This is a genomic window from Lawsonibacter faecis (assembly GCF_014287675.1).
GTDB lineage: Bacteria > Bacillota > Clostridia > Oscillospirales > Oscillospiraceae > Pseudoflavonifractor > Pseudoflavonifractor faecis.
This window is the reverse complement of the sequence record NZ_JACOPQ010000006.1, coordinates 85,615-107,286: the sequence shown is the minus strand read 5'-3', so window position 1 is coordinate 107,286 and position 21,672 is coordinate 85,615. Positions and strand designations below refer to the sequence as shown.

The following is a 21,672-nucleotide window of genomic DNA, read 5'->3' as shown; positions in this document are numbered from 1 at the left end:
CGCCGCCCGCCGGGCGCGGACGCTCTTTTTCTCTGGGACAGGCAAGCCCGGAGTATTTTTATCATATGGATAGCAGGACGAGGAGGGGGCGGAATGGAAAAGCGAGGAAAACGGGAGGGCATCCTGGAGAGGACGGCACAGGTCTTCGATCTGCCCGGCGACGTGGTGGCCGGGCTGCCCCGCATTGAGCTCACCGGGAACCGGGAGCTGCGGATGGAAAACCACAAGGGGATTCTGGCCTACGGCACCGAGGAGATTCACGTCTCCGGCGGAAAGCTGGTGGTAAAGGTCCGGGGCGACGGCCTGGAGCTGAGGGCGATGAACGCCAGCGAGCTGCTGATTACCGGGACCATTTTGGGTGTGGAGCTGACATAGAAAAAGAAGAAGGAAAAATGTAAGATGAGGGCCGGCGCGAAGAACCTCGTTTCTTTTTTATCTTCCCAGGGGGTGTGTTATGCAAAAAATCATCAATTTCCTCCGGGGAAGCGTGCGCCTGGAGGTCTCCGGAGCCTTTCCGGAGCGCTTTTTGAACCTCTGCGCCCAGAACGGCGTGAGCTTCTGGGCTGTGGAGTGGCTGGATGCGGGAAACCTGCGCATCACCGTGGCCCGGAAGGATTTGAAGCGCTCCCGGGCCTTGGGGGAGAAGGTCATGTGCGAGGTCAAGACCCAGCTCAGCCGGGGGGCCCCCGCCTTTCTCGCGCGGTTTAAAAAGCGGTACGCCCTGCTGGCCGGGCTGACGCTCTCCCTGATGGCGGTGTGCGTCCTGTCCCAGTTCGTGCTGACGGTGGAGGTTTCGGGCAACGAGACTGTCTCCACGGCGGAGATCGTGAGCCAACTGCGCCGCCTGGGGGTCCGCCCCGGAGTCTACGGCCCCGGCATCGACCCGGCCGCCACAGCCCAGGAGCTGCTGCTGCGGGTGGACGGCCTGTCCTGGTGCGCGGTCAATATGCGGGGCACGGTGGCCGAGGTACTGGTGCGGGAGAAGGTGGAGAAGCCCGAACTGGTGGACGACAAAGTCCTGGGGGACGTGGTGGCCCGCGCCCCCGGGCTGGTGACGGATTTGTCGGTCCTGGAGGGGGAGGCCGCCGTCAAGGAGGGGGACACCGTCCTGGCGGGAGAGCTTTTAATTGCCGGGAATATTCACATCGAGGGCCCGGAGTACGGCGAGGTGGATTTGGGCTGGCGGAGGGTGAAGGCCAACGGGCTGATCTACGCCCGGACCTGGCGGACGCTGGAGGCGGAAATCCCCCTGGAGGCCCGGGTCAAATCCTATACCGGGGAGGAGATAGCCCTCTGGTCCCTGAATTTGTTGGGCCGACGCATCAATTTTTACGGAAACAGTGGAATTTCCTTTGCCGAGTATGATAAAATAACCAACGTATGGACCGCCAGCCTCCCCGGCGGACAGGAGATGCCCCTGTCCCTGACCAGGGAGACCGTCCGGGCCTACGATACCACCCCCGCCCCGGTGGACATCGCCGCCGCGGAGGAGCTGCTCCGCGCCCGGCTGGACGAGGCCCTCCGGCAGCAGCTAGGCTCCGGCGAGGTTATCAGCGCGGACTACACGTCCCGCGCGGCGGACGGGAAGCTGACCGTCCGGCTTCAGGCGGAATGCAAAGAGGAAATCGGAAAATTCGTGCCCTTCGCCGATCAGGCGCAGGACACGCAGCCGTAAGGCGGGAGCGTGCCCCGCCGAAGAGTGATACTAAGGAGCGTAACGACTTGACTGAACAGACAATCAGTATGGAGCGCATGGAGGAGGCCGTCAATATCTTCGGCACCTTCGATGAGAATATCCGCATCATCGAGCGGGAGCTCTCGGTCACGGTGGTGAGCCGGGACGGGGAGCTGAAGGTCTCCGGCGAGGCGGAGAACGTCATGTACGGCGTGAAGGCCATCGAGGGCCTCATGTCCCTCTCCGCCCGGGGCGAGGCCATTAACGAGCAGAACGTGCGGTACATCGTGTCCCTGGTGCGCTCCGGGAACGAGGACCGCATCGGGGATTTGGCCCGGGACGTCCTGTGCGTCACCGCCAAGGGCAAACCCATCAAGGCCAAGACCATTGGACAAAAGAAGTATGTGGAGGCCATTAAGAAAAACACCGTCACCCTTGGCATCGGTCCGGCGGGCACCGGCAAGACCTACCTGGCCGTGGCCGCCGCCGTGGCCGCCTTCCGGGACAAGCAGGTCAACCGCATCATCCTCACCCGGCCCGCCGTGGAGGCGGGGGAGCGGCTGGGCTTTCTGCCGGGCGACCTCCAGAGTAAGGTGGACCCCTACCTGCGGCCCCTCTACGACGCGCTTTTCGAGATGCTCGGCCCCGAGACCTACCAGAAGTACCTGGAGCGGGGCAACATCGAGGTGGCGCCCCTGGCCTATATGCGCGGTCGCACCCTGGACGACAGCTTTATCATTCTGGACGAGGCGCAGAACACCTCCCGGGAGCAGATGAAGATGTTCCTCACCCGCATGGGCTTCGGATCCAAAATCGTCATCACCGGCGATGTGACCCAGATTGACCTGCCCACCGACAAGGTGAGCGGCCTTAAGGAGGCCATGCGGGTTCTGGGCGGCGTGGAGGACATCGCCATCTGCCGCCTGAATCAGGCGGACGTGGTGCGCCATATTATCGTCCAGCGGATCATTAAGGCCTATGAGGACGACGAGAACCGGAGGGCCAGGCGGGACGGCAGACGGCGGCCGGCCGGAGATGAGAAATAGACTGCTTAAAAAGTCGGGAACCCACGAGCGTGGGTTCCCGACTTTTATGATTTCTTCCGCGTTTCAAACTCCTTTTGGAATGCGGCCAGATCCTGGCCCCGGAAGGCACGTTCCAGCAGCTGGGGCAGCCGCTCCGGGCTGCAGGCGAAGCAGGGGATGCCCAGGCCCGCCACCCGCTGAGCCATCTGGGCGTCGTAGTAGGGGCGGCCGCCGTCGGCCAGGGCCAGCAGACAGACGACCGTGACGCCGGAGCCCTTCAGCTCCTCCAGCCGCCGCAGGAGGGCCGCACGGTTGCCTCCCTCCTCCAGATCGGTGATGAGGAAGAAGAGGGTTTTGGACGGGTTCTCCACAAATTGCTGGCAGTAGGCCACCGATTTGTCGATATCGGTGCCGCCGCCCAGTTGGAAGCCGAAGAGCAGGTCCACCGGGTCCCCGCATCTCTCGGTGAGGTCCACCACATTGGTGTCGAAGGCCACCACCCGGGTCTGCAGGCTGGACATGCTGGCCAGGATGCAGCTCATCACCGAGGAGTAGATGACCGACTCCCCCATGGAGCCGCTCTGGTCAATGTCCAGAATGACCGTCCAGCGGTTGGCGGCGGAGGTGGTGGTCCTGTCAAAGAACCAGAAGCGCTCCGGGACGATGGTCTTCAGCCGGGGATTATAGTTTTTGAGGTTGCGGGCAATGGTAGTCCTGTAGTCCAGCGCCGCAGCGGAGGGGATGGGGGAGTGCCTTCGGCGGTTCACCGCGGCGGTGACCGCCCGGCGGATATCCTGTTCCAGGAGCTTGTTAATCTCCTCCACAATCCTTCGGATAAAGGCCCGGACGCTGTCCTTGCTGCGCTTGGGAATCTGCTCCTTCAGGGTCAGAATGGCCGAGGCGAGGGACAAGTCAGGCTCCAGGTTCTCCAGCAGCTCCGGCTCGAAGATGAGCTGCCGGAGGCCGCAGCGGTTCATGGCGTCCCCCTGGATGACGGTGACCAGGTCCTTATCGAAGAGAGAGCGCACATCTCCCAGCCATCGGGTGATCTGGGGATTGGAGGGGCCGTGCCCCGCCCCCCGGCCGGGGGAGCCGAAGCCGCCGGCGTCGGAGCGGTTATAGATGGCGGCCAGGGCCTGGTCCATCAGGTCCAGCTCACCGGTGAGGGATGCCCCGCCCATGCCGGTAAAGCGCTCCTGACTCTCCTGACCCAGGATGAGCCGCCAGCGCTGGATGCGCGTCGCGTCGTCCATCTCTCCGCCTCCTTAAATATCATCGAAATCAAAGCTGTCAAGCCCCTCCAACAGAACCTGGGACTCGTGGGGCAGGGCGGCGTTCACCGCCTCGCTGACCTGCCGGCTGTTGAGTCCCCACAGCTCTCCCAGGTTTTCCGCAATGTCGTCCTTCTCTCCGGCGGAGAAGTCTGCGAAGGCCCGGCGGAGGAAGACCAGGGCCCGCTTGAACTCCTCGTCATCCAGACCGTCCAGGTATTCCGACAGACTGCGCCAGAGGGGGAGACGGGCGATGAGGGCGTACCGGTTTTTCATGGCGAGTCCCTCGAACCACCCGGCGCCCAGATCCGCCGGGACGCCCCTTGAGAGCCGCCGCCGCACCTCCAGATCCAGGCTCTGCGCATCCATGGCCCCCCGCTCCAGCAGAATGGCGGCGGCAAAGCCGGAGAGCTTGGTGTTCAAATCGTCCCGCCGGGCAACCTGGGTGAGGGCGTCCAGCCAGGGCTGGTTGTCCAGAAAATCGTGGGCCAGAGCGGCGGCGTTCACGCGCTCTATCGACTGGGCCACCACCTTGGCGCCCGTATCGTCGCAGGCGCAGGCGGTGCTGAGGATGAGACAGCAGCGCAGGTAAATCTGCCTGAGAATGGGCTCCAGCGGGGCGCTGTCCAGCCGGCGGACGCCGCCGTACTGGACGACCACTGAGAGCCGGTGGGCGGTGGCGGCCAAATCGTCCAGCCCGGCCGCGTCCACCGCCATGGCCTGGAGGGCGGCGGTGGCGCAGGTAACCGCACCGGCCATGCCGCAGGTGAAGGCGTCCTCAATGACGGCGGCGATGTCCGCCATGCCTGCGGCGGCCTCCACCCGCTCCCCGAGCTGGAAGGAGGCGGCCTGGGCCACAGTGTCCCCCTTGAGAGCGGACTCCACCAGCTCGATCTCCGCCTCCGGGGCCCAGCGGAGGACCCAGCGCTCCGCCCAGGTGGCGTTGTCCTGCTCCACCTCCCGGCGCTGGCCGAAGGAGACCCCCAGCACCCGCAGCCGGTGGAGAAAGGCGGAGCGCTCCAGGTCCAGAAAGGCGGAGCGCGCCGTCTTCACATTCCGGTTCTCCCGCAGATCCAGAGGCAGATCCTGGGCGGTGAGGTCCCGGTACTTCTCCAGCTTCAGGTCCTTGAGCTGGCGGTAGAAATCAGCCTGGATGCTGGTGCGGCTCACCCCGTCGGGCAGCATGCCGATGGCGGAGCCGATCTCGGCGCTGGCCACCGCCCGGGAGACGGCCGCGAAGCTGCCGCCGCCCAGACAGGTCACCGCCGCGTCCCGCAGATCCCGGAGGGCGGGGCGGCCGGAGCCGCGCAGGGCGGCAAGGGACCCGGCCAGCCGCACCGCCTCGATGACCTCGGCGGAGGAGACGCTGGTACCGCTCTCCCGCTGGTACAGGGCGATGCGGGCGAGATAGCTCTCGGCGGCCCAGCTGCCCGAGCCCTTCTGCAGACCCTGCCACAGCAGGGAGTAATAGGCGGGCGCCCTGTTGCCCGCGCCGTAGCCCGACCGGGTTGAGAGACGGTAGTAGGAGTAGGGCATGAGGGTATGGCTGGAGGGCTCCCGGGGGAGGGCGGCAATCTCGGCGTCGGTCATGGGCGCGGCGGTTTTGAGGCCCTCCACATGGTAAGCCCCTGTCACCGCCACAATCTCGCCGGGGGCGTATCCGCCGGACAGGGCGTCCTCAATGACGCGGCGCATATAGGCCTCCCGCACCACCGTCTCCGCCCAGTCCCCCTCGCGGCCCGCGGTCAGGTCGCGAAGCTGGGCGCCGAATTCCGCCGCCCCCAGCCGGTAGGCGTCCGGGTCGGTGGCGTGCTCCAGCGTACGCTCCCAGAAGGTCTCATGGCCGTCCTCCCCCGCCTGGGCGTCCAGGGCGGCATAGGCGTCGAAGCGGGCCTCTCCCTCCTGCTGGTCCACGGGCGGGCGGGCCGAACCCAGGGCCAGGAATACGTCGGAGGGGAGGTCCATAAAGCGGCACTCCGCGCCGTGCTCGTGGGCCCAGGCGATGGCCTGATACTCGGGGGAGTACTCGGCGAAGGGGTAGAGAATGGAGCGCACCGGTGCCGCCTGGGTATAGGCCAGAATGGCGATGGGGGGCGCGGTCTCCGGCCGGGTGATGTCCGGGAGCTGTCCGCTCAGATCGGAGGGCCCCTCCACCAGCACCAGCCGGGGCCGGACAGTGTCCAGCAGCCGCCGCAGATGGAAGGCCCCGGCGGGGGACAGATGCCGCACGCCGAACAGGATGGGCAGCTCCATCAGGCGTTCAGCTCCTTGCACTCCCTGTAGAGGCCGGCCCATTTGCCGCCCCGCTTTTTCATAATATGTTCAAGGTATTCCTTCCAGGCCAGGCCGTCCTTGTCCTCATCCTTGACCACGGCCCCCTGGAGACCGGCGGCCAGGTCGCCGTCGGTGATGCGCCCGTCACCGAAGCTGCCCGCCAGGGCCATGGAGTTGGCCAGGAGGGAGATGGCCTCGGCGGTGGAGAGGACTCCCGTGGGCGGCTTGAGCTTCTGCGCTCCATCCAGCGTCTGGCCGGAGCGCAGCTCCCGGAAGATGGTACAGACCTTTTCCACCACCTCGCCGGCGGGGAGTGCGGCGTTCAAATCCAGACTGCCGGCGAGCTGCTCCACCCGGGTGCGGACGATGTCCATCTCAGCCTCCAGGCTGGCCGGGGCGGGGAGTACCACAATGTTGAACCGCCGCTTGAGGGCTGCCGACATCTCGTTGACCCCCTTGTCCCGGGTGTTGGCGGTGGCGATAAGTGAAAAGCCCTTCTGCGCCGGGACCTCCACCCCCAGCTCGGGCACGGAGATGCGCTTCTCCGAGAGAATGGAGATCAGCGCGTCCTGGACCTCGCTGGCGCAGCGGGAGATCTCCTCCAGCCGGGCCACGGTGCCGGTCTCCATGGCACGGTAGACCGGGCTTTTCAGCATGGCGGCGGGGGAGGGGCCCTGGGCGATGAGCATGGCGTAGTTCCAGGAGTAGCGGATCTGCTCCTCGGTGGTGCCCGCCGTGCCCTGGACCACCTTGGTGGAGTCTCCGTTGATGGCGGCGCAGAGGTGCTCGGAGAGCCAGCTCTTGGCCGTGCCCGGCTCGCCGATGAGGAGGAGGGCCCGGTCGGTCACCAGGGTTGAGATGGCGATCTCCACCAGGCGCTCGCTGCCGATGTACTTGGGGGTGATGGGGGTGCTCCCCGCCCTGCCGCCGCAAATATAGGTCCGCACCGAGCGCGGCGACATACGCCAGCCGGTGGGGACGGCGTCCCGCTCTGCGGCAATGAGGGCGTCCAGCTCGTGCTGGAAGAGCTGCTCGGCGGGCAGGCGCTGTACCTTCTGATGGTCCATTAAGCGTTTCCTCCTGTCAGTTGGATGGGGGCGGCGTTCCTTAAGTCGGTGAGCCACTGCTGGATGGTCGTTGGATTCCACGATCCCACGGCAATCCGTTTTTCCCGGATCAGGGCGAGGACCCGCTCCGCCTCGGCGGCCAGCTCCTCCTCCGTGCCCGGCATCTGTGAGAGGTAGGAGCGCACGTCCCAGGTGTTGACCTTGTGCCGCTTGCAGTAGGCCTCCAGCAGGCCCTGGCATTTGTTCCAGCCGCACGCGCGCAGCCAGGGGAGATAGCGGCGGTTGTTGTCGGTGTGCAGGGCCCGCTGGTAGAAGTAGGCCCCAATCCGGGCGCGCAGCGCCGCATCAGCCTGGGGAATCAGGCGGGCCAGCACGCCGTCCAGTGCGTCGTCCAAATTCAGCGCGGTGAGCCGGTCGTACCAGCGGCCGTCCAGAGGCTCATGGAGGGGCAGGACGGAGGCGATGCTCCGTCCGGCGGCGGGATCGGTATAGGTGACGCGGTACACCGGCGTGCCGTGAGCCTCGTCCCAGCGCAAGCCGTCCAGCGCGGCGCGGAGGACGCCGACGCCCGATTTCGGACGTTTGTTTTTCAGAAGCCCCGCGGGCTTGAGGAAGGGCTCCGCCAGGGCGTAGGCCTCCGCCGCCGGGCGGGAGAGAAGGGCCGCGGTGAGGGCGGGGACGGCATAGGAGGCCTCTCCCACCCTCTCCAGCTCTCCGGGCAGGGCCAGCAGGTCGGGGGTGGGGCGCAGCAGGATGGAACGCCGCAGCACCAGGGGCAGCACCTCGCTGAAGGGCAGCGCGTCCCTGGAGAAATCGTCCTGGGCGGCCCGCAGGCGCAGGGCCGTCTCCTGGCCGCCGGCGCCGGGGAAGCTCTTCCAGTCCAGGGCCGTACCCAGCGCGGCCATGCGGCGGTAGCAGGCGCAGATGTCCGGACCGGCTTTGCCCGGAAGGGCGAAGAGCAGGGTCTGGAGGCGGTTGGCATCCTCCGCGGTGGGCGCGTCTCCCATGCCGTCGAGGAGGCGGTCCAGGGCCTCCGCCACCAGAACACCGGCCCTGGACGAGGCGGAGAGGACCATGTACTCCGCCGCCTGATCCGGCTTTTTGGTGGCCAGTCTGCTCCAGTAGTCCCAGGCGGCGGGGGCGTCCAGCTTGGCCAGGGCCCAGTGGGCCGCCTTTTTGCAGGCGCCCTTCTCGGTTTTGCACAGTTCGACCAGCTTGTCGGCATTCCCCTCGCTGTGGCGCAGGGCGTAGATAAGGGCGGCGCGGACGTCCTTCTCGGCCTCGGGCAGCTGGGAGAGATAGAAATCGTTGGCCTCCGCCCCGGCCAGCGCCTCCATCACCCGGACACGGCGGACCATGTCCTTCTTCCCGCATGGGTCGAAGCCGCTGCGCAGCAGGGGGAGGAGGGTCTCGTCCTCGCTGGAGAGCCACGACTCAGCCCGGTCGGCCAGCTCCGCGTAGGCCGCGCCCAGAGCCTGGACCAGGGCGTCCTTCACCCGCCAGTCCCGGAAGAGCTCGGGCCGCTGGTCGTGGGTGTCCACCACGAAGCTGTACCGCCCGCCGCCGGAGGTGGTCAGGGCCTCCAGCAGGGGGGCGAGCACCGAGTAGGGCGCGTTGGACAGGGCGCTGCCCCGCCGGGGCAGTCCCAGGGACTCCACCCCGCCTGGGACGGCCACAGCCCCCTGGGTACAGAGCACCGCGTCGGCCAGGGTGAGGGCGTCCAGGAGGGCGCCGGCGCGGTCGGGACAGTCCGGGGCCAGCAGATTCCGGGTGAGCTGGCCGAGCCTGGCAAAGACGGGAGCGGCCTTTTCCAGCGGCTCCAGGGCGTCGAGGGCCCGCCGCAGACGGAAGTCGTCGGCGGCCAGGGCAGCCCCGGCGATGGCCCCGGAGCGCAGCCGGTCCCGCAGTTCGTATAGGCATGTCAAATCCATGTCTGTCCCTCCCTCAGTACAGCAGCCGGACCACCTGGTCCGCCGTCACAATGCTCAGCGGCTGGAGCTTCATGCGCCGCTCCGCCCCGTCATACCAGAAGGCCCCCAGCAGGACCTGGCTCTCCAGCAGGGATGGGTCGGGCAGCAGCGTCAGCCGGGCCGTGGTGGGCTCCATGCCGGGGAGGTCCCCCAGGGCGATGGTGCCGCCCACCGTATCCTGGAGCGCCAGGACGTCCCCGGCCCTGCCGATGCGGGCGAATCGCAGCAGGCGGTAGACCGCCGGGCCTGACAGGGTGTTCTTCAGCAGGTTCTTGGCCGCTTTGACCTCGGCGGCCAGGTCGGATGCTGCGCAGCGGCGCAGGCCGTCCAAGTCCCCCGGCTCAAGGGGAAGCAGCTCGGCGGACTCCCAGCGCACCCGGCGGCTGCCCTCGCCGGGGTAGTAGGCCAGGGCGGGGATGCGGGCCGCGCCGAAGAAGGTGTCCTCCTGCTTGACATACTTGAGGGCCTTCACCGGGCGGTAGTGATAGGTAAGGCTCACCTCGCCGGTGTCCAGGTCGGCCCAGCAGCCGGTGTCGATATACTCGCCCCGGGCGGCGTCAAAGGCCACCCAGAAGGAGAGCTGGGCCAGCCGGGCGTTCTGCTTGGCAAGGCCCAGAGCCTCCAGCTCAGAGAGCTTCCATACGCCGCCCAGCTCCTCGAACAGCAGGCTGGCGTCCTGCTCCACCCGACCGCTCTCCACCTTCTCCGTCAGGTACTGCCGGGACTTCTTCACCAGGGCCCAGAGCTTTTCCAGCACGTCTATGGCGCTCTCGTAGTGGGCGTCGTCCCCGTCCTTCTGAAAGGCGGAGATCTCCAAAATGAGCCGGTTTAAAAGCCGCTGGGGTCCGGGCAGGTAGTAGTCCCCGAGCTGCTTGGCGAGGGTCCGGTAGGTGGCCAGGGCGGTGCCGCCCATGGTGCCCAGGCCCGCGTTCATCAAATCCTGCACCAGCCTGGCGGTGAGCTCCAGCCCCTCCAGCTGCCTTTGCAGCTTCTTGGTGCGGGCGGCCCTGTTGACCTTGGGCGGCGCTTTCGGGGCTTCGGCGCCGTCCCCATCCGACTCGGATTTGGCGGCCCTGGCCGCCTTTTTGGCCCGCTTCTGGAGAATATCGTCCGGAATATCGCAGACGGCGAAGGGCTTGCCCGCCATCATCTCGCACAGCAGAGCCAGGCTGTGCTTGCAGGGGAACTGATGGCTTGGGCAGGAGCAGCGGAACACCGGGACCGCGGGGTCCAGGAAATCGGCGGAGGTGATGTAGCGGCTGGCGCCGCTGCCGGTGCACTCCCCGAGGTAAAAGGTCTCATCGGCGGAGCGCTCCAGCCGGATGAAGCCCCCCTTCTGGGAGATCTTGCGGGCATTTGACGACGCGGCCGGGTTAGGGGCCAGGGCGTCGATCATCTGCTGGGTGATCTGTATCATGGAAATCATCCTTTCCTGACTGAGAGGTGATTGTCGGCCGGAGGTGGATACAGGCAACATTATACACCAATCCCACGGATAGCTGTAGAGGGTTTATAAGGATTTCGGCTCTTTTCGCCGTACTGATCCTAGCAGAAAAACTGTACCATAAACCGGACTGATTGCGGCCGGGGCCCCGAGCTCCGACAGAGGGAATGAATTGGCGGCAGAGCGCTTATCATATTAAGAGATCGCCTATGGACCCGGCTTCCAATCGCACATTGCACTTCAGGCCGAACTTGTGTATAATAAAGCGCGACAACAGCGCCGGACAGCCGGCATGCCGCAGCCGGGAGCAGCCCGCAGGGGCAGAGGGGAAGATGGAAATGAACCACGAGATTATCATCGAATCCGAGCTGGACGGGGGGACAGGCCCCTGGGAGGCGCTTTTGCAGCGGGTCATCCCTGCCGCATTGGAGGCGGAAGGAGTGTGCGTCCCCTGCGAGGTGGACGTGCTCCTTACGGACGACAGGGGCATTCATGAGATCAATCTGGAGCAGCGGGGGGTGGACCGCCCCACCGACGTGCTCAGCTTTCCCATGTTTGAATTTACGCCCGGCATCCCCCCCAAGGCGGAGACCGCCGAGAAAGACCCGGACACCGGGCTGCTGCCGCTGGGGGACATGGTCCTCTCGGTGGAGCGGGCGGCGGCCCAGGGCGAGGAGTACGGCCACGGAGCGGAGCGGGAGATGGCCTATCTGGCCGTACACTCCATCCTCCACCTGCTGGGCTACGACCATATGGACGACGGCCCGCAGAGAGCACGGATGCGCGGCAGGGAAGAGGCGATTTTAAACGCGCTGGGCATTACCAGGGGATAAGGGCATGCTGCGCCAAGCCAGGATAAAACTATGCAGGGCTTTGATGATGCTTGAGGCGGCGGTCTGCGCCCTCACTTTGATGGCCTTGCCGCTGCTTCCGGCGGCGGTGATCGGATGGGTTTCATCCCTCCCCACGGCGGGCATACAATAAAAAAGACAAGAGGAATTAATTAAATGAGTATTACGAAATCCGGCATCATCACCATTGCGGGGCGGCCCAACGTGGGTAAATCCACCCTGACCAACGCCCTGGTGGGGGAGAAGGTGGCCATCGTCTCCAACAAGCCCCAGACCACCCGCAACCGCATCTGCGCCATTCTGAACCGGGGCGACGCCCAGTTCGTCTTCATGGACACCCCGGGACTCCACAAAGCCAGGACCCGGCTGGGGGACTATATGGTCAAGGTCGTGAAAGAGAGCGTGTGCGATGTGGACGCCGTGATGCTGCTGGTGGAGCCCATCCCCCACGTGGGCGGCCCCGAGGCGGAGCTGATCGGACGCATCAAGGAGCTTGGCGTGCCCTCCGTGCTGGTTATCAACAAAATTGATACCGTGAAAAAGGATGAGCTTCTGGAGGTCATTAAGGTCTACGGCGAGGCCCATGATTTCAGCGCCATCGTGCCCATCTCCGCCAAAAACCGGGAGGGGCTGGACGACCTGCTGGGCGTCCTCTCGGGCTTCATCCCCGAGGGACCCCAGCTCTTCCCGGAGGACATGGTCACGGACCAGCCCGAGCGGCAGGTCTGCGCCGAGATTATTCGGGAGAAGCTGCTCCTCTGTCTGGATAAGGAGATCCCCCACGGCACCGCCGTGGAGGTGACCAGGTTCTCCGAGCGGGACGATGAGATTATCGACCTGGACGCGACCATTTACTGCGAAAAGGACAGTCACAAGGGTATTATTATCGGCAAAAACGGCGCCATGCTCAAGAAAATTTCCACTTTGGCACGTCAGGATGTGGAAAAGTTTATGGGCACCAAGGTCTTTTTGCAGACGTGGGTCAAAGTAAAAGAAAATTGGCGGGATAATGCCAATCTGATTCGAAATTTTGGTTATCGGGACGAGTAAAAGTTCAAATGGGGGCCGAACGCCAATTTTCTGCGAGCACGGGCGAGCCGCCGCGTGTGCGGCGGAGCCCGGCGGAATTCATTTTCGCCGGGCGATACAATGCAAAAATACGGGGTCCCCGCGGGAGCCCGGCCCGCGGGGATACATTGGCGGGATAATGCCAATCTGATTCGGAATTTTGGTTATCGGGACGAGTAACAGATCAAATGGGGGCCGAACGCCAATTTTCTGCGGGCACGGGCGAGCCGCCCATTATGGAAAACGGCAGACAGCATAAGCTGTCCACAAATTTTACCGCTAATAAAGCGCCGTGCGAAAGCCACCCTAACATTTATAAGGGGGCTGGTTTATGGACTCCGAAACCGCATGGCGCTTGTTCCTTGCCACCGGGCTGCCCGAGGCCTATTCCCTCTTCTCCCTGCTGCGGGAAGAGGAAGAGACGCCGGAAAGCCACAAAACCGCGTAACACGGGCGGCCTGCGCCGCCCCTACATAGATGAAAGATGTGAGACGCGATGCACATCGTGACCCAGGGGCTGGTCCTTCGGGAGGTCAGCTATAAGGAATCGGATAAGATCCTCACCGTCCTCACCCGGGACGGGGGTAAGCGGACCGTCAAGGCCCGGGGCTGCCGGAAGAAGAACAGCCCCCTTGCCGCCGCCGCCCAGCTGCTGGTCTATTCGGAGATGACCCTCTTTGAGTACCGGGACTTCTGGTCCATGGACGAGGCGGAGTCCCGGGAACAGTTTTGGGGCGTCAAGGGCGATGTGGAGAAACTGGCCCTGGGCTCCTATTTTGCTGAGACCATGGAGTCCGTGGCCGAGGAGGACCAGGACGGGAGCGCCATGCTCTCGCTCATTCTCAACTCCCTCTACGCACTGGACAAACTGAACAAGCCCCAGGCGCTGGTGAAGGCGGCCTACGAATTGAAGCTGATGAGTCTGGCGGGGTACGAGCCCATGCTGGACGCCTGTGCCGTCTGCGGCGCGCCCTCGCCCGAGGAGCCGCGGCTTCATCTGCGGGAGGGCGTGCTCCACTGCGCCCACTGCCGGGGCGGTGTGGGGGACGGCGTGTCCATGCCCCTGGACGGCGCGGTTCTGGCCGCCATGCGGCACGTCCTCTACGGCGATCCCAAGCGCCTCTTCTCCTTCGCGCTGGACGCGCCCGGATTGACCCGGATGGCCGATGTGTGCGAGGCGTACCTCCTGACCCAGCTGGAGCGGGGCTTCCGCACACTGGACTTTTATAAGAGCCTGAAAATTGAGCTGCCCGCCAGATAGGCACATGCCGAACCACTGATTTGGAGATTACCATATGACCGATTTATTTGAAAAATCCATGCGCACTCTGGAACTGCCCAGGGTGCTGGAGCTCCTGTCCGAGCAGGCGGTGACCGAGGAGGGTAAGGAGAAGGCCCTGGCCCTCCGGCCTCTCACCGACGTGGACGACGTGCGCCGCCGCCTGGCGGAGACCACCGCCGCGGTGGGGATGGTCACCCTGCGGGGCACCCCGTCCTTCTCCGGCGTGAAGCCGGTGTCCGCCAGCCTCCAGCGGGCGGATATGGGGGGCGCGCTGAACACCCGGGAGCTGCTGGACATCGCCGCCGTCCTCCGGGCGGCCCGGTCTGCCCGGGAGTACGCCACCGGCGAGGGCGCCGCCAAGACCTGCATTGACCACCTCTTCGCCTCCCTCACCGCAAACCGGTTCCTGGAGGAGAAGATCACCGGCTCCATCGTAGGCGAGGATGAGATCGCCGACTCGGCCAGCCCTGAGCTGGCCTCCATCCGCCGGCATATCCGGGCCACCTCCTCCAAGGTGCGGGATATCCTCCAAAAACTCATCTCCTCCAACCAGTCCCGGTATCTGCAGGAGTCTATCATCACCATGCGGTCCGACCGCTACGTTGTGCCCGTCAAGTCCGAGCACAAAAACGAGATACCAGGCCTGGTCCACGACGTTTCCTCCTCCGGAGGCACCTTCTTCATTGAGCCCATGGGGGTGGTGAAGGCCAACAACGAGCTGCGGGAGCTCCAGGCCGATGAGAAGAAGGAGATTGAGCGCATACTGGCCGAGCTCTCCGCCGACTGCGCCGCTCATCGGGTGGATATCCAGCAGGATTACGATCTGCTGGTCATGCTGGACGTCATCTTCGCCCGGGCCAAGCTGTCCTACCGGATGCGGGCCTGCGAGCCGAAAATCACGGGCCGCGGGCTGTATCTGCGCAAGGCACGGCACCCCCTGCTGGACCAGGACAGGGCGGTGGCCAACGACCTGATGCTGGGGGAGGACTTTGACACCCTGGTCATCACCGGTCCCAACACCGGCGGCAAGACGGTGACCCTCAAGACCATCGGCCTTCTGACCCTGATGGCCCAGTGCGGGCTGCACATCCCCGTGGCGGATGACAGCTCTGTGAGCGTGTTCAGCCGGGTCCTGGCCGATGTGGGGGACGAGCAGTCCATCGCCCAGAATTTGTCCACATTCTCCTCCCATATGGTGAACATTGTGGGGATACTGAATGAGGCGGACGACGAGACCCTCATCCTCTTTGACGAGCTGGGGGCAGGCACCGACCCGGTGGAGGGCGCGGCCCTGGCCGCCGCCATTATTGAGAGCGCCCGGGGCCTTGGGGCCCTGGTGGCAGCCACCACCCACTATGCGGAGCTGAAGGTCTATGCCATGACCACGCCGGGTGTGGAGAACGCCTCCTGCGAGTTTAATGTGGAGACCCTGGGCCCCACCTACCGGCTGCTCATCGGCATCCCCGGCAAGTCCAACGCCTTCGCTATCTCCGAGCGGCTTGGCCTGCCCCATGAGATTATCCAAAAGGCGGCGGAGCGGATTGACGCGGAGAACGTCCGCTTTGAGGATGTGCTCACCCGGCTGGACGAGCAGCGCCAGGCCATGGAGAAGGAGCGGGACGAGGCCCGGAAGCTCCGCCGGGAGATGGAGGACTCCGCCAAGGTGGCCCGGGAGTACCGGGAGAAGCTGGAGAAGGAGCGGGCCAGGGCGGTGGAGAAGGCCCAGGCGGAGGCCCGCGCCATCCTGGACGAGGCCCGCGACACGGCGGACCGGGTCTTCCGGGAGCTGAACGAGATGAAGCGCCGCCAGAGGAAGGAAGAGGACTGGCAGACCGTCAACGACGAGCGCGCCGCCCTCAAGCGGAGCCTGAACGAGGCCGAGGGCAAGCTGGGGCGGCGGCCCGAGGAGCCTGCGCCGCCGCCCACCCGGCCCGCCCGGGCCGGGGACACGGTGGAGCTGGTCAAGATGGGAGGCACCCAGGCCGCGGTCCTGACCGTCAACAAGGACGGCTCCCTCCAGCTCCAGGCCGGTATTTTAAAGATTTCCGCCAGGCAGGAGGAGGTCCGCGTGGTGGAGGAGGCGGGGGCGACCGCCAGGAAGCAGGCTGTCAACATCGCCCAGCGTGCGGAGCACCAGCTCAGAAGTCTGGGGGCCTCGCCCGAGGTGGACCTCCGGGGCATGATGACCGACGAGGCCATCGGCGCGCTGGACATCTTCCTCGATAACGCCGTGATGGGCAAACTGAATCAGGTTACCGTCATCCATGGCAAGGGCACCGGCGCGGTGCGCAAGGCGGTGCGGGAGCATCTCAGGCGCAGCCGGTATGTCAAGACCTTCCGCCCCGGCCGGTACGGCGAGGGCGAGGACGGCGTGACCGTGGTGGAGCTGAAATAAAAGTGAAGAATGAGATGTGAAAAGTGATAGCGGACAAAGGCGTGCGCCCGGCCTGCGCCGACCGGTTCCGGCAGCGCCTGTATCACGCGGGGGTTGCAGCGGCCTGTCCGTCAATTAAAACAGTTTGATTTTCCGTTTTTGTGTAAAATGTCATTGACGGTTTGGGACAAATTTGCTAGACTATATGTGAAGTATGCGAGTCCATAAACGCATCTTAGGGGGAAAACGCTTATGTATATGAAAGAAGCAGTCGTCAACAATCAGGTCGGCCTGCATGCACGTCCGGCCACGTTCTTCATTCAGAAGGCCAATGAATTCAAGAGTTCCATCTGGGTGGAGAAGGACGAGCGCAGAGTCAATGCGAAGAGCCTGCTGGGTGTGCTCTCCCTCGGCATCGTGAAGGGGACCTCCATCAACCTCATCGCGGACGGCCCCGATGAGAAAGAGGCTGTTGAAGCTCTGGTGGACCTCATCGCTTCCAATTTCTCCGAATAATCCTTTCCGAAAAAAGCGCCGTGTGAACGGCGCTTTTTTTGATGATTGGGCAGACGGGGGCGGGCCGCGGCAGTTGCAGTGCGTTCCGGGCCGCGCCATTTTATCCTGCCGCATCCCGCAGGGACGATTCATAATTTGCCTGCGGACGCCCTGTTTTCCACCCGGACAACGATTTCGGCTGAGGAGAGTGCCGGCTGCCGCCGCTCCAGGCGGCGGGGCGTACCGGTCATATGATTAGAGGGAGGGTGCTGAGCACTTCCATGACCTTCGACGAACTGAAAGAGAAAGCGCACGCCCTGCCGCTGAAGCCGGGCGTCTATATCATGCAGGACAAGCAGAACACGGTGATCTACGTGGGCAAGGCCAAGGCCCTCAAGAACCGTGTGAGCCAATATTTTGCGGACCTCGCCTCCCACACGGAGAAGACCCGCGCCATGGTCAGCCAGATCGACCACTTCGACGTGATTGTAGCCGACAGCGAGTTCGAGGCCCTGGTGCTGGAGAGCTCCCTCATCAAGCGCCACCAGCCCCACTACAACATCCTCCTCAAGGACGACAAGGGCTACCCCTACATCCGCCTCACCGTCAACGAGGACTATCCCAGGTTCTCGCTGGCAAACAGAGTGGCGGAGGACGGGGCCCGGTACTTCGGCCCCTACGGCAGCCGGGGGAGCACCCAGGGGATCATCGACGCTCTGCGGGTGGCCCTCAAGCTGCCCTCCTGCAGCCGGAAATTCCCACGGGACGTCGGCAGGGAGCGGCCCTGCCTCAACTACCACATGGGCCAGTGCGACGGCTACTGCCGCCCCGGTATGCCCCAGGAGCGCTACCGGGAGGCCATCGACCAGGCGGTCCGCCTGCTGGAGGGAAAGTTTCAGGAGGTGGGGGAGGAGCTGGAGGCCGAAATGGCCCGGGCGGCGGAAGAGCTGCGCTTTGAAAAGGCCGCCGAGCTGCGGGACCGCTACCGCGCCATCGAGCTGCTGGGCAAGCGGCAGAAGGTGATGGCCGGGAGCCTCAGCGACACCGACGTGGTGGGCTTCCACCGGGGCACTGCCAAGAGCTGCTTCGTGGTGCTGCACTATGTGGACGGCGAGCTGGCCGCCAAGGACTGGGACCTGATGGAGACCCCCATGGAGGAGGAGCGCTCCGACGTGGTGTCCGCTCTGGTGCGGGAGTACTACGGCGGCCGGGGCAACCTGCCCAGGCAGATCCTCTTGCCCTGCGAGATCGACGACGAGGTGCCCCTGACCCGGATGCTCTCGGAGAGCGCCGGGCGGCGGGTGAACATCGTCACCCCCCAGCGGGGAGCGAAGGTGGACCTCATCCGCCTGGCGAACAAGAACGCGGCGGAGGAGGTGGAGCGCTGGACCACCAAGGAGGAGCGCACCTCCAAGCTGCTGGAGCTGCTGGCCAGGATGCTGAACCTGGAGAAGCCCCCCATGCGGATGGAGAGCTACGACATCTCCAACCAGGGCAGCGACGACATCGTGGCCTCCATGGTGGTGTACCAGAACGCCCGGCCCCTCAAGCGGGACTACCGGCGCTTCAAGCTCAAGGACATGGACGCACCCGACGACTACGCCTCCATGGAGCAGGTGCTCACACGCCGTTTCCGGCGGTATCTGGACGGGGACGAGAAGTTCAAGGACCTGCCCGACCTCCTCCTCATCGACGGCGGCGTGAACCACGCCAACGTGGCGGTGCGTGTGCTGGAGGAGCTGAACCTGCGCATCCCGGTTTTCGGTATGGTAAAGGACGACCGGCACCGCACCCGCGCCTTGGTCACCCCCGACGGACGGGAGATCGGCATTCAGGCCAACCAGGCGATCTTCTCCCTCATCGGCCAGATCCAGGAGGAGACCCACCGCTTTGCCATTGAGTTCCACCGCCAGCAGCAGAACCAGCGGGTGAAGGGCTCGGTGCTGGACAAGATCTCCGGCGTGGGGGACAAGCGCCGCGCCGATCTGCTGAAGCACTTTAAGAGCGTCAAGAACATCAAGGCGGCCCCTCTGACGGAGCTGGAGGAGGTCGTGGACAAGCGGACGGCTAGGGCGGTGTACGCCTACTTCTCTGAGAATAAGACCTAGGCCCTGTTTAAAAAATGTCAACACGCCCAATCGGCGGGTCTTTTCCCGCCTGGACGGCGCAGTTATTCCTTGAAATCCGTCAGGATTCCCGCGAGAAAACTGCTTGCCGGACGAAAAAATTCCGCGCCGCCGGGCGTATTGCAAGTTATCAAACAAGGCCCAGCGGACAGACTCTAGAATAAAAAACGCAATTTGACTGGGAGAGGGATACGGATATGAGAGTGATCACCGGTACGGCCAGAGGCCGGCGTTTGAAGGAGCTGGAGGGCATGGAGACCCGCCCCACCACCGACCGGGTGAAGGAGGGCCTGTTCAGTGCCATCCAGTTCGATATTGAGGGCAGGAATATCCTGGATCTCTTTGCGGGTACGGGCCAGCTGGGCATTGAGTGCCTCTCCCGGGGCGCGGAGAGATGCACGTTTGTGGATCTGCGCAAGGACGCCGCCGCCCTGGTGCGGGAGAATGTGGCCTACTGCGGGTTTGAGAGCCGGGCGCGGGTGGTCCAGGGCGACTATCTGGCCTTCCTCAGCAGCTGCCGGGAGAAATTCGACCTGGTTTTCCTGGACCCCCCCTATTCCTCGGGCGCGCTGGATCGGGCGCTGGAGACCATCGCCAAGATTGACATTGTGTCGGAGAATGGTATAATAGTCTGCGAAAGTGCGGTGGAACACGTTCTGCCCGCCCTTTCCCACCCCTATGTGACAGCGAAAGATTACCGCTACGGTAAAATCAAGGTGACCCTGTGCCGCCGCGAAGCACAGTAATTCCCTTCCACGGCGGACAAGGAGTGTTGCCCTATGAAAACTGCCGTCTATCCCGGTAGCTTCGACCCCATTACCCTGGGACATCTCAACATCATCAAGCGGGCGGCGGTCTGCTTCGACAAGCTCATCGTCTGCGTGATGGCCAATTCCGAGAAGGAAAACCGGGGCCTCTTTACCCCGGACGAGCGGGTGGAGCTGATTCATAAGGTGGTGGACCAGCTCCCCAATGTAGAGGTGGACCGCTCCAGCGGCCTGCTGGCCGAGTACGCCCGCGAGAAGCACGCCTGCGTGGTCATCAAGGGCCTGCGGGCGGTCTCAGACTACGAGAAAGAGGTCCAGATGGCCCTCATCAACCGCAAGCTCAACCCCAGGCTGGACACCATGTTTCTGCCCTCCAGCGCCAAGTATACCTACCTCAGCTCCAGCGTGGTAAAGGAGCTGGCCTGGTACGGAGCGGATTTGAGCGATTTCCTGCCGAGAGAGATTCTGGGCGACATGGAAGAAAAGATGAAAAGCAGGAGGAACACATAATGGCGACAGGTGTGGAAGAATTACTGGATATGCTCTATGAGCTGATTGACGAGGCCAAAAGCGTTCCTCTCTCCAACGAGAAGTGCATCATCGAGCGGGACAAGGCGCTGGATCTGCTGGATGATATCAAGGCCCAGTTCCCCATGGAGCTGAGCGAGGCCAAGAAGCTCATCGCAGCCCGGTCGGACTACATCGCCTCCGCCAAGCGGGAGGCCGACCTGATGAAGAAGCAGGCGGAGGAGCAGGCCCGCCAGATGGTGGACGAGGATGAGCTGATGGCCAAGGCCCGGCAGAAGGCCAACGAGCTGATCCGGCAGACAGAGGAGCGCTGCCGCGAGCTGCGCAGGTCTGCCAACGAGTACTGCGAGGACGCCCTCCGCCGGACGGAGGAGGCCGTGGCCGAGGCCCACGAGGAGATCAAGGTTTCCCGGGGGCGGTTCCGGGCGGCGGCCAACGCCGCCAATACCGCCGGGCAGCGGCCGGCCTACGACGTGGCTGTGGAAAGTGAATAGAGGAAGCTGAAGACCCCGGCCGTGCGCTGCAGCGCACGGCCGGGGTCTTCAGTTCGTCAAAGAACCCCTGCGGGGGTTCTTTGACAGAAAGCTGCATGACGGATGGGGCGCTGTTTTTGGACAAAACCGCCCCATCCGTCATGAGAATTGCCGTAGGCTGACAATGCCCAGGGAACCCGGCAGATCAGACCTCCAAAACGAAAAGTATTCCACCGATGTGTCATATCCGGTGGAAAACCCGCGAAAGCACCAGACACAAGATATGGGGGGTGGATGCGGGCAGAACCCCAATTCCTGTGATTGGGCGACATAACATAGTAACAAAGCGGTAAATAATTTTGGATACCCTGTAATCGAACGTACGTTTCTTGTGCCAAAAGTCCTTGATTTTGCTCGAAATAAACGGTGTTATCGGGTAAAAAAGAGTGAAAAAACTATTGCAATTTGGTTACATAACATTTATACTAAAAGCATTGGTGGGGCAAAGTGGAGTAAAATGGCGCCCAAGTGAGGAAAAGTGGGGAGTGAAGAGCGGTGATGAGCGCGACTGGCACGTACGAGCACAGCCTCGACGCGAAAGGCCGTCTGTTCATCCCTGCCCAGCTGCGCAAGGAGCTGGGGGATACCCTCTACGTCACCATGGGCCTGGACGGCTGTCTGGCCGTCTATCCTCAGGAGACCTGGGATACCTTCACAGAGAAATTTGCCTCCCTGCCCATGAGCCAGTCCAAGGCCATGCGCCCCCTCTTCGCCAACGCCGCCAAGTGCGAGCCGGACAGCCAGGGGCGCATCGTGGTCCCCCAGAGCCTGCGGAAATTCGCGATGCTGGAGAAGGACGCGGTGATCATCGGCGTCCACAACCGGGCCGAGATTTGGAGCGCCGAGCGCTGGAAGACCGAGGAAGAGGAAGAGATGACGCCGGAGAAGATGAACGAAATCCTCAACGGCCTTGGGTTATAAG

General features: G+C 64.1%; 18 protein-coding genes. 13 read left to right on the top strand and 5 right to left on the bottom strand.

What is annotated here, in order from left to right:
- The first annotated feature begins 93 nt into the window (after positions 1–93).
- The 3 genes from H8S62_RS09230 (at position 94) to H8S62_RS09220 (ending at position 2,721) form a co-directional block, all read left to right on the top strand.
- Entirely contained in the window at positions 94–375 is a 282-nt protein-coding gene (locus H8S62_RS09230) for a YabP/YqfC family sporulation protein (RefSeq protein ID WP_155147221.1), read from the top strand.
- Between the two features lie 79 nt (positions 376–454).
- Positions 455–1,675, top strand: coding sequence for a sporulation protein YqfD (locus H8S62_RS09225; RefSeq protein ID WP_186919095.1), 1,221 nt, complete (start codon positions 455–457; stop codon positions 1,673–1,675).
- A 68-nt stretch (positions 1,676–1,743) separates the two neighbouring features.
- A complete protein-coding gene (locus H8S62_RS09220) occupies positions 1,744–2,721 on the top strand; it encodes a PhoH family protein (protein WP_173023486.1) in 978 nt (325 codons plus the stop codon).
- A gap of 44 nt (positions 2,722–2,765) precedes the next feature.
- Here H8S62_RS09220 and H8S62_RS09215 read toward each other — a convergent pair whose 3' ends face one another.
- From H8S62_RS09215 to H8S62_RS09195, 5 genes are read right to left on the bottom strand one after another with little or no spacing between them, the layout of a single operon-like run.
- Entirely contained in the window at positions 2,766–3,953 is a 1,188-nt protein-coding gene (locus tag H8S62_RS09215) for a VWA domain-containing protein (RefSeq protein ID WP_186919094.1), read from the bottom strand.
- 12 nt (positions 3,954–3,965) lie between these two features.
- Positions 3,966–6,224 carry a DUF5682 family protein gene (locus tag H8S62_RS09210; RefSeq protein WP_186919093.1) on the bottom strand — a complete coding sequence of 753 codons (2,259 nt, stop codon included), beginning with the start codon at positions 6,222–6,224 and terminating at the stop codon, positions 3,966–3,968.
- Complete coding sequence (locus tag H8S62_RS09205; RefSeq protein WP_155147212.1) at positions 6,224–7,312, bottom strand: AAA family ATPase; 1,089 nt, start codon at positions 7,310–7,312, stop codon at positions 6,224–6,226. Before H8S62_RS09205 ends, H8S62_RS09210 begins: the two co-directional genes overlap by 1 nt.
- The gene (locus H8S62_RS09200) at positions 7,312–9,243 is read right to left on the bottom strand and encodes a hypothetical protein (protein WP_186919092.1); all 1,932 of its coding nucleotides are present in this window, start codon (positions 9,241–9,243) and stop codon (positions 7,312–7,314) included. Before H8S62_RS09200 ends, H8S62_RS09205 begins: the two co-directional genes overlap by 1 nt.
- Before the next feature lie 13 nt (positions 9,244–9,256).
- Entirely contained in the window at positions 9,257–10,699 is a 1,443-nt protein-coding gene (locus H8S62_RS09195; protein WP_155147208.1) for an SWIM zinc finger family protein, read from the bottom strand.
- Between the two features lie 365 nt (positions 10,700–11,064).
- Between H8S62_RS09195 and ybeY the strand changes: the two genes are divergently transcribed.
- From ybeY to mraZ, 10 genes are all read left to right on the top strand, one after another.
- Positions 11,065–11,559: an rRNA maturation RNase YbeY gene (gene ybeY, locus H8S62_RS09190; RefSeq protein WP_186919091.1), complete on the top strand. Its 495-nt coding sequence runs from the start codon at positions 11,065–11,067 to the stop codon at positions 11,557–11,559.
- 174 nt (positions 11,560–11,733) lie between these two features.
- Positions 11,734–12,627 (top strand): GTPase Era, encoded by an 894-nt coding sequence (gene era, locus H8S62_RS09185; protein ID WP_155147202.1) that lies wholly within the window; start codon positions 11,734–11,736, stop codon positions 12,625–12,627.
- A gap of 514 nt (positions 12,628–13,141) precedes the next feature.
- Positions 13,142–13,906 carry a DNA repair protein RecO gene (recO, locus tag H8S62_RS09180; protein WP_186919090.1) on the top strand — a complete coding sequence of 255 codons (765 nt, stop codon included), beginning with the start codon at positions 13,142–13,144 and terminating at the stop codon, positions 13,904–13,906.
- A 34-nt stretch (positions 13,907–13,940) separates the two neighbouring features.
- The gene (locus H8S62_RS09175) at positions 13,941–16,322 is read left to right on the top strand and encodes an endonuclease MutS2 (RefSeq protein ID WP_186919089.1); all 2,382 of its coding nucleotides are present in this window, start codon (positions 13,941–13,943) and stop codon (positions 16,320–16,322) included.
- A gap of 231 nt (positions 16,323–16,553) precedes the next feature.
- The gene (locus H8S62_RS09170; RefSeq protein WP_155147196.1) at positions 16,554–16,817 is read left to right on the top strand and encodes an HPr family phosphocarrier protein; all 264 of its coding nucleotides are present in this window, start codon (positions 16,554–16,556) and stop codon (positions 16,815–16,817) included.
- Between the two features lie 230 nt (positions 16,818–17,047).
- On the top strand, positions 17,048–18,904 hold the full coding sequence (gene uvrC / locus H8S62_RS09165; RefSeq protein ID WP_243255532.1) for an excinuclease ABC subunit UvrC: 1,857 nt from the start codon (positions 17,048–17,050) through the stop codon (positions 18,902–18,904).
- Between the two features lie 215 nt (positions 18,905–19,119).
- Positions 19,120–19,668: a 16S rRNA (guanine(966)-N(2))-methyltransferase RsmD gene (rsmD, locus tag H8S62_RS09160; protein WP_155147194.1), complete on the top strand. Its 549-nt coding sequence runs from the start codon at positions 19,120–19,122 to the stop codon at positions 19,666–19,668.
- A gap of 33 nt (positions 19,669–19,701) precedes the next feature.
- The gene (coaD, locus tag H8S62_RS09155) at positions 19,702–20,199 is read left to right on the top strand and encodes a pantetheine-phosphate adenylyltransferase (RefSeq protein WP_155147192.1); all 498 of its coding nucleotides are present in this window, start codon (positions 19,702–19,704) and stop codon (positions 20,197–20,199) included.
- Complete coding sequence (locus H8S62_RS09150) at positions 20,199–20,711, top strand: hypothetical protein (RefSeq protein WP_155147190.1); 513 nt, start codon at positions 20,199–20,201, stop codon at positions 20,709–20,711. Before coaD ends, H8S62_RS09150 begins: the two co-directional genes overlap by 1 nt.
- A 537-nt stretch (positions 20,712–21,248) precedes the next feature.
- On the top strand, positions 21,249–21,671 hold the full coding sequence (mraZ, locus tag H8S62_RS09145) for a division/cell wall cluster transcriptional repressor MraZ (RefSeq protein ID WP_155147448.1): 423 nt from the start codon (positions 21,249–21,251) through the stop codon (positions 21,669–21,671).
- Position 21,672 lies beyond the last annotated feature (1 nt).

What these genes read in the sequence shown, in the direction of transcription:
- H8S62_RS09230 (WP_155147221.1), top strand. Translation starts at nt 94, where the DNA reads ATGGAAAAGCGAGGAAAACGGGAGGGCATCCTGGAGAGGACGGCACAG.
- H8S62_RS09225 (WP_186919095.1), top strand. Translation starts at nt 455, where the DNA reads ATGCAAAAAATCATCAATTTCCTCCGGGGAAGCGTGCGCCTGGAGGTC.
- H8S62_RS09220 (WP_173023486.1), top strand. Translation starts at nt 1,744, where the DNA reads ATGGAGCGCATGGAGGAGGCCGTCAATATCTTCGGCACCTTCGATGAG.
- H8S62_RS09215 (WP_186919094.1), bottom strand. Translation starts at nt 3,953, where the DNA reads ATGGACGACGCGACGCGCATCCAGCGCTGGCGGCTCATCCTGGGTCAG.
- H8S62_RS09210 (WP_186919093.1), bottom strand. Translation starts at nt 6,224, where the DNA reads ATGGAGCTGCCCATCCTGTTCGGCGTGCGGCATCTGTCCCCCGCCGGG.
- H8S62_RS09205 (WP_155147212.1), bottom strand. Translation starts at nt 7,312, where the DNA reads ATGGACCATCAGAAGGTACAGCGCCTGCCCGCCGAGCAGCTCTTCCAG.
- H8S62_RS09200 (WP_186919092.1), bottom strand. Translation starts at nt 9,243, where the DNA reads ATGGATTTGACATGCCTATACGAACTGCGGGACCGGCTGCGCTCCGGG.
- H8S62_RS09195 (WP_155147208.1), bottom strand. Translation starts at nt 10,699, where the DNA reads ATGATACAGATCACCCAGCAGATGATCGACGCCCTGGCCCCTAACCCG.
- ybeY (WP_186919091.1), top strand. Translation starts at nt 11,065, where the DNA reads ATGAACCACGAGATTATCATCGAATCCGAGCTGGACGGGGGGACAGGC.
- era (WP_155147202.1), top strand. Translation starts at nt 11,734, where the DNA reads ATGAGTATTACGAAATCCGGCATCATCACCATTGCGGGGCGGCCCAAC.
- recO (WP_186919090.1), top strand. Translation starts at nt 13,142, where the DNA reads ATGCACATCGTGACCCAGGGGCTGGTCCTTCGGGAGGTCAGCTATAAG.
- H8S62_RS09175 (WP_186919089.1), top strand. Translation starts at nt 13,941, where the DNA reads ATGACCGATTTATTTGAAAAATCCATGCGCACTCTGGAACTGCCCAGG.
- H8S62_RS09170 (WP_155147196.1), top strand. Translation starts at nt 16,554, where the DNA reads ATGTATATGAAAGAAGCAGTCGTCAACAATCAGGTCGGCCTGCATGCA.
- uvrC (WP_243255532.1), top strand. Translation starts at nt 17,048, where the DNA reads ATGATTAGAGGGAGGGTGCTGAGCACTTCCATGACCTTCGACGAACTG.
- rsmD (WP_155147194.1), top strand. Translation starts at nt 19,120, where the DNA reads ATGAGAGTGATCACCGGTACGGCCAGAGGCCGGCGTTTGAAGGAGCTG.
- coaD (WP_155147192.1), top strand. Translation starts at nt 19,702, where the DNA reads ATGAAAACTGCCGTCTATCCCGGTAGCTTCGACCCCATTACCCTGGGA.
- H8S62_RS09150 (WP_155147190.1), top strand. Translation starts at nt 20,199, where the DNA reads ATGGCGACAGGTGTGGAAGAATTACTGGATATGCTCTATGAGCTGATT.
- mraZ (WP_155147448.1), top strand. Translation starts at nt 21,249, where the DNA reads ATGAGCGCGACTGGCACGTACGAGCACAGCCTCGACGCGAAAGGCCGT.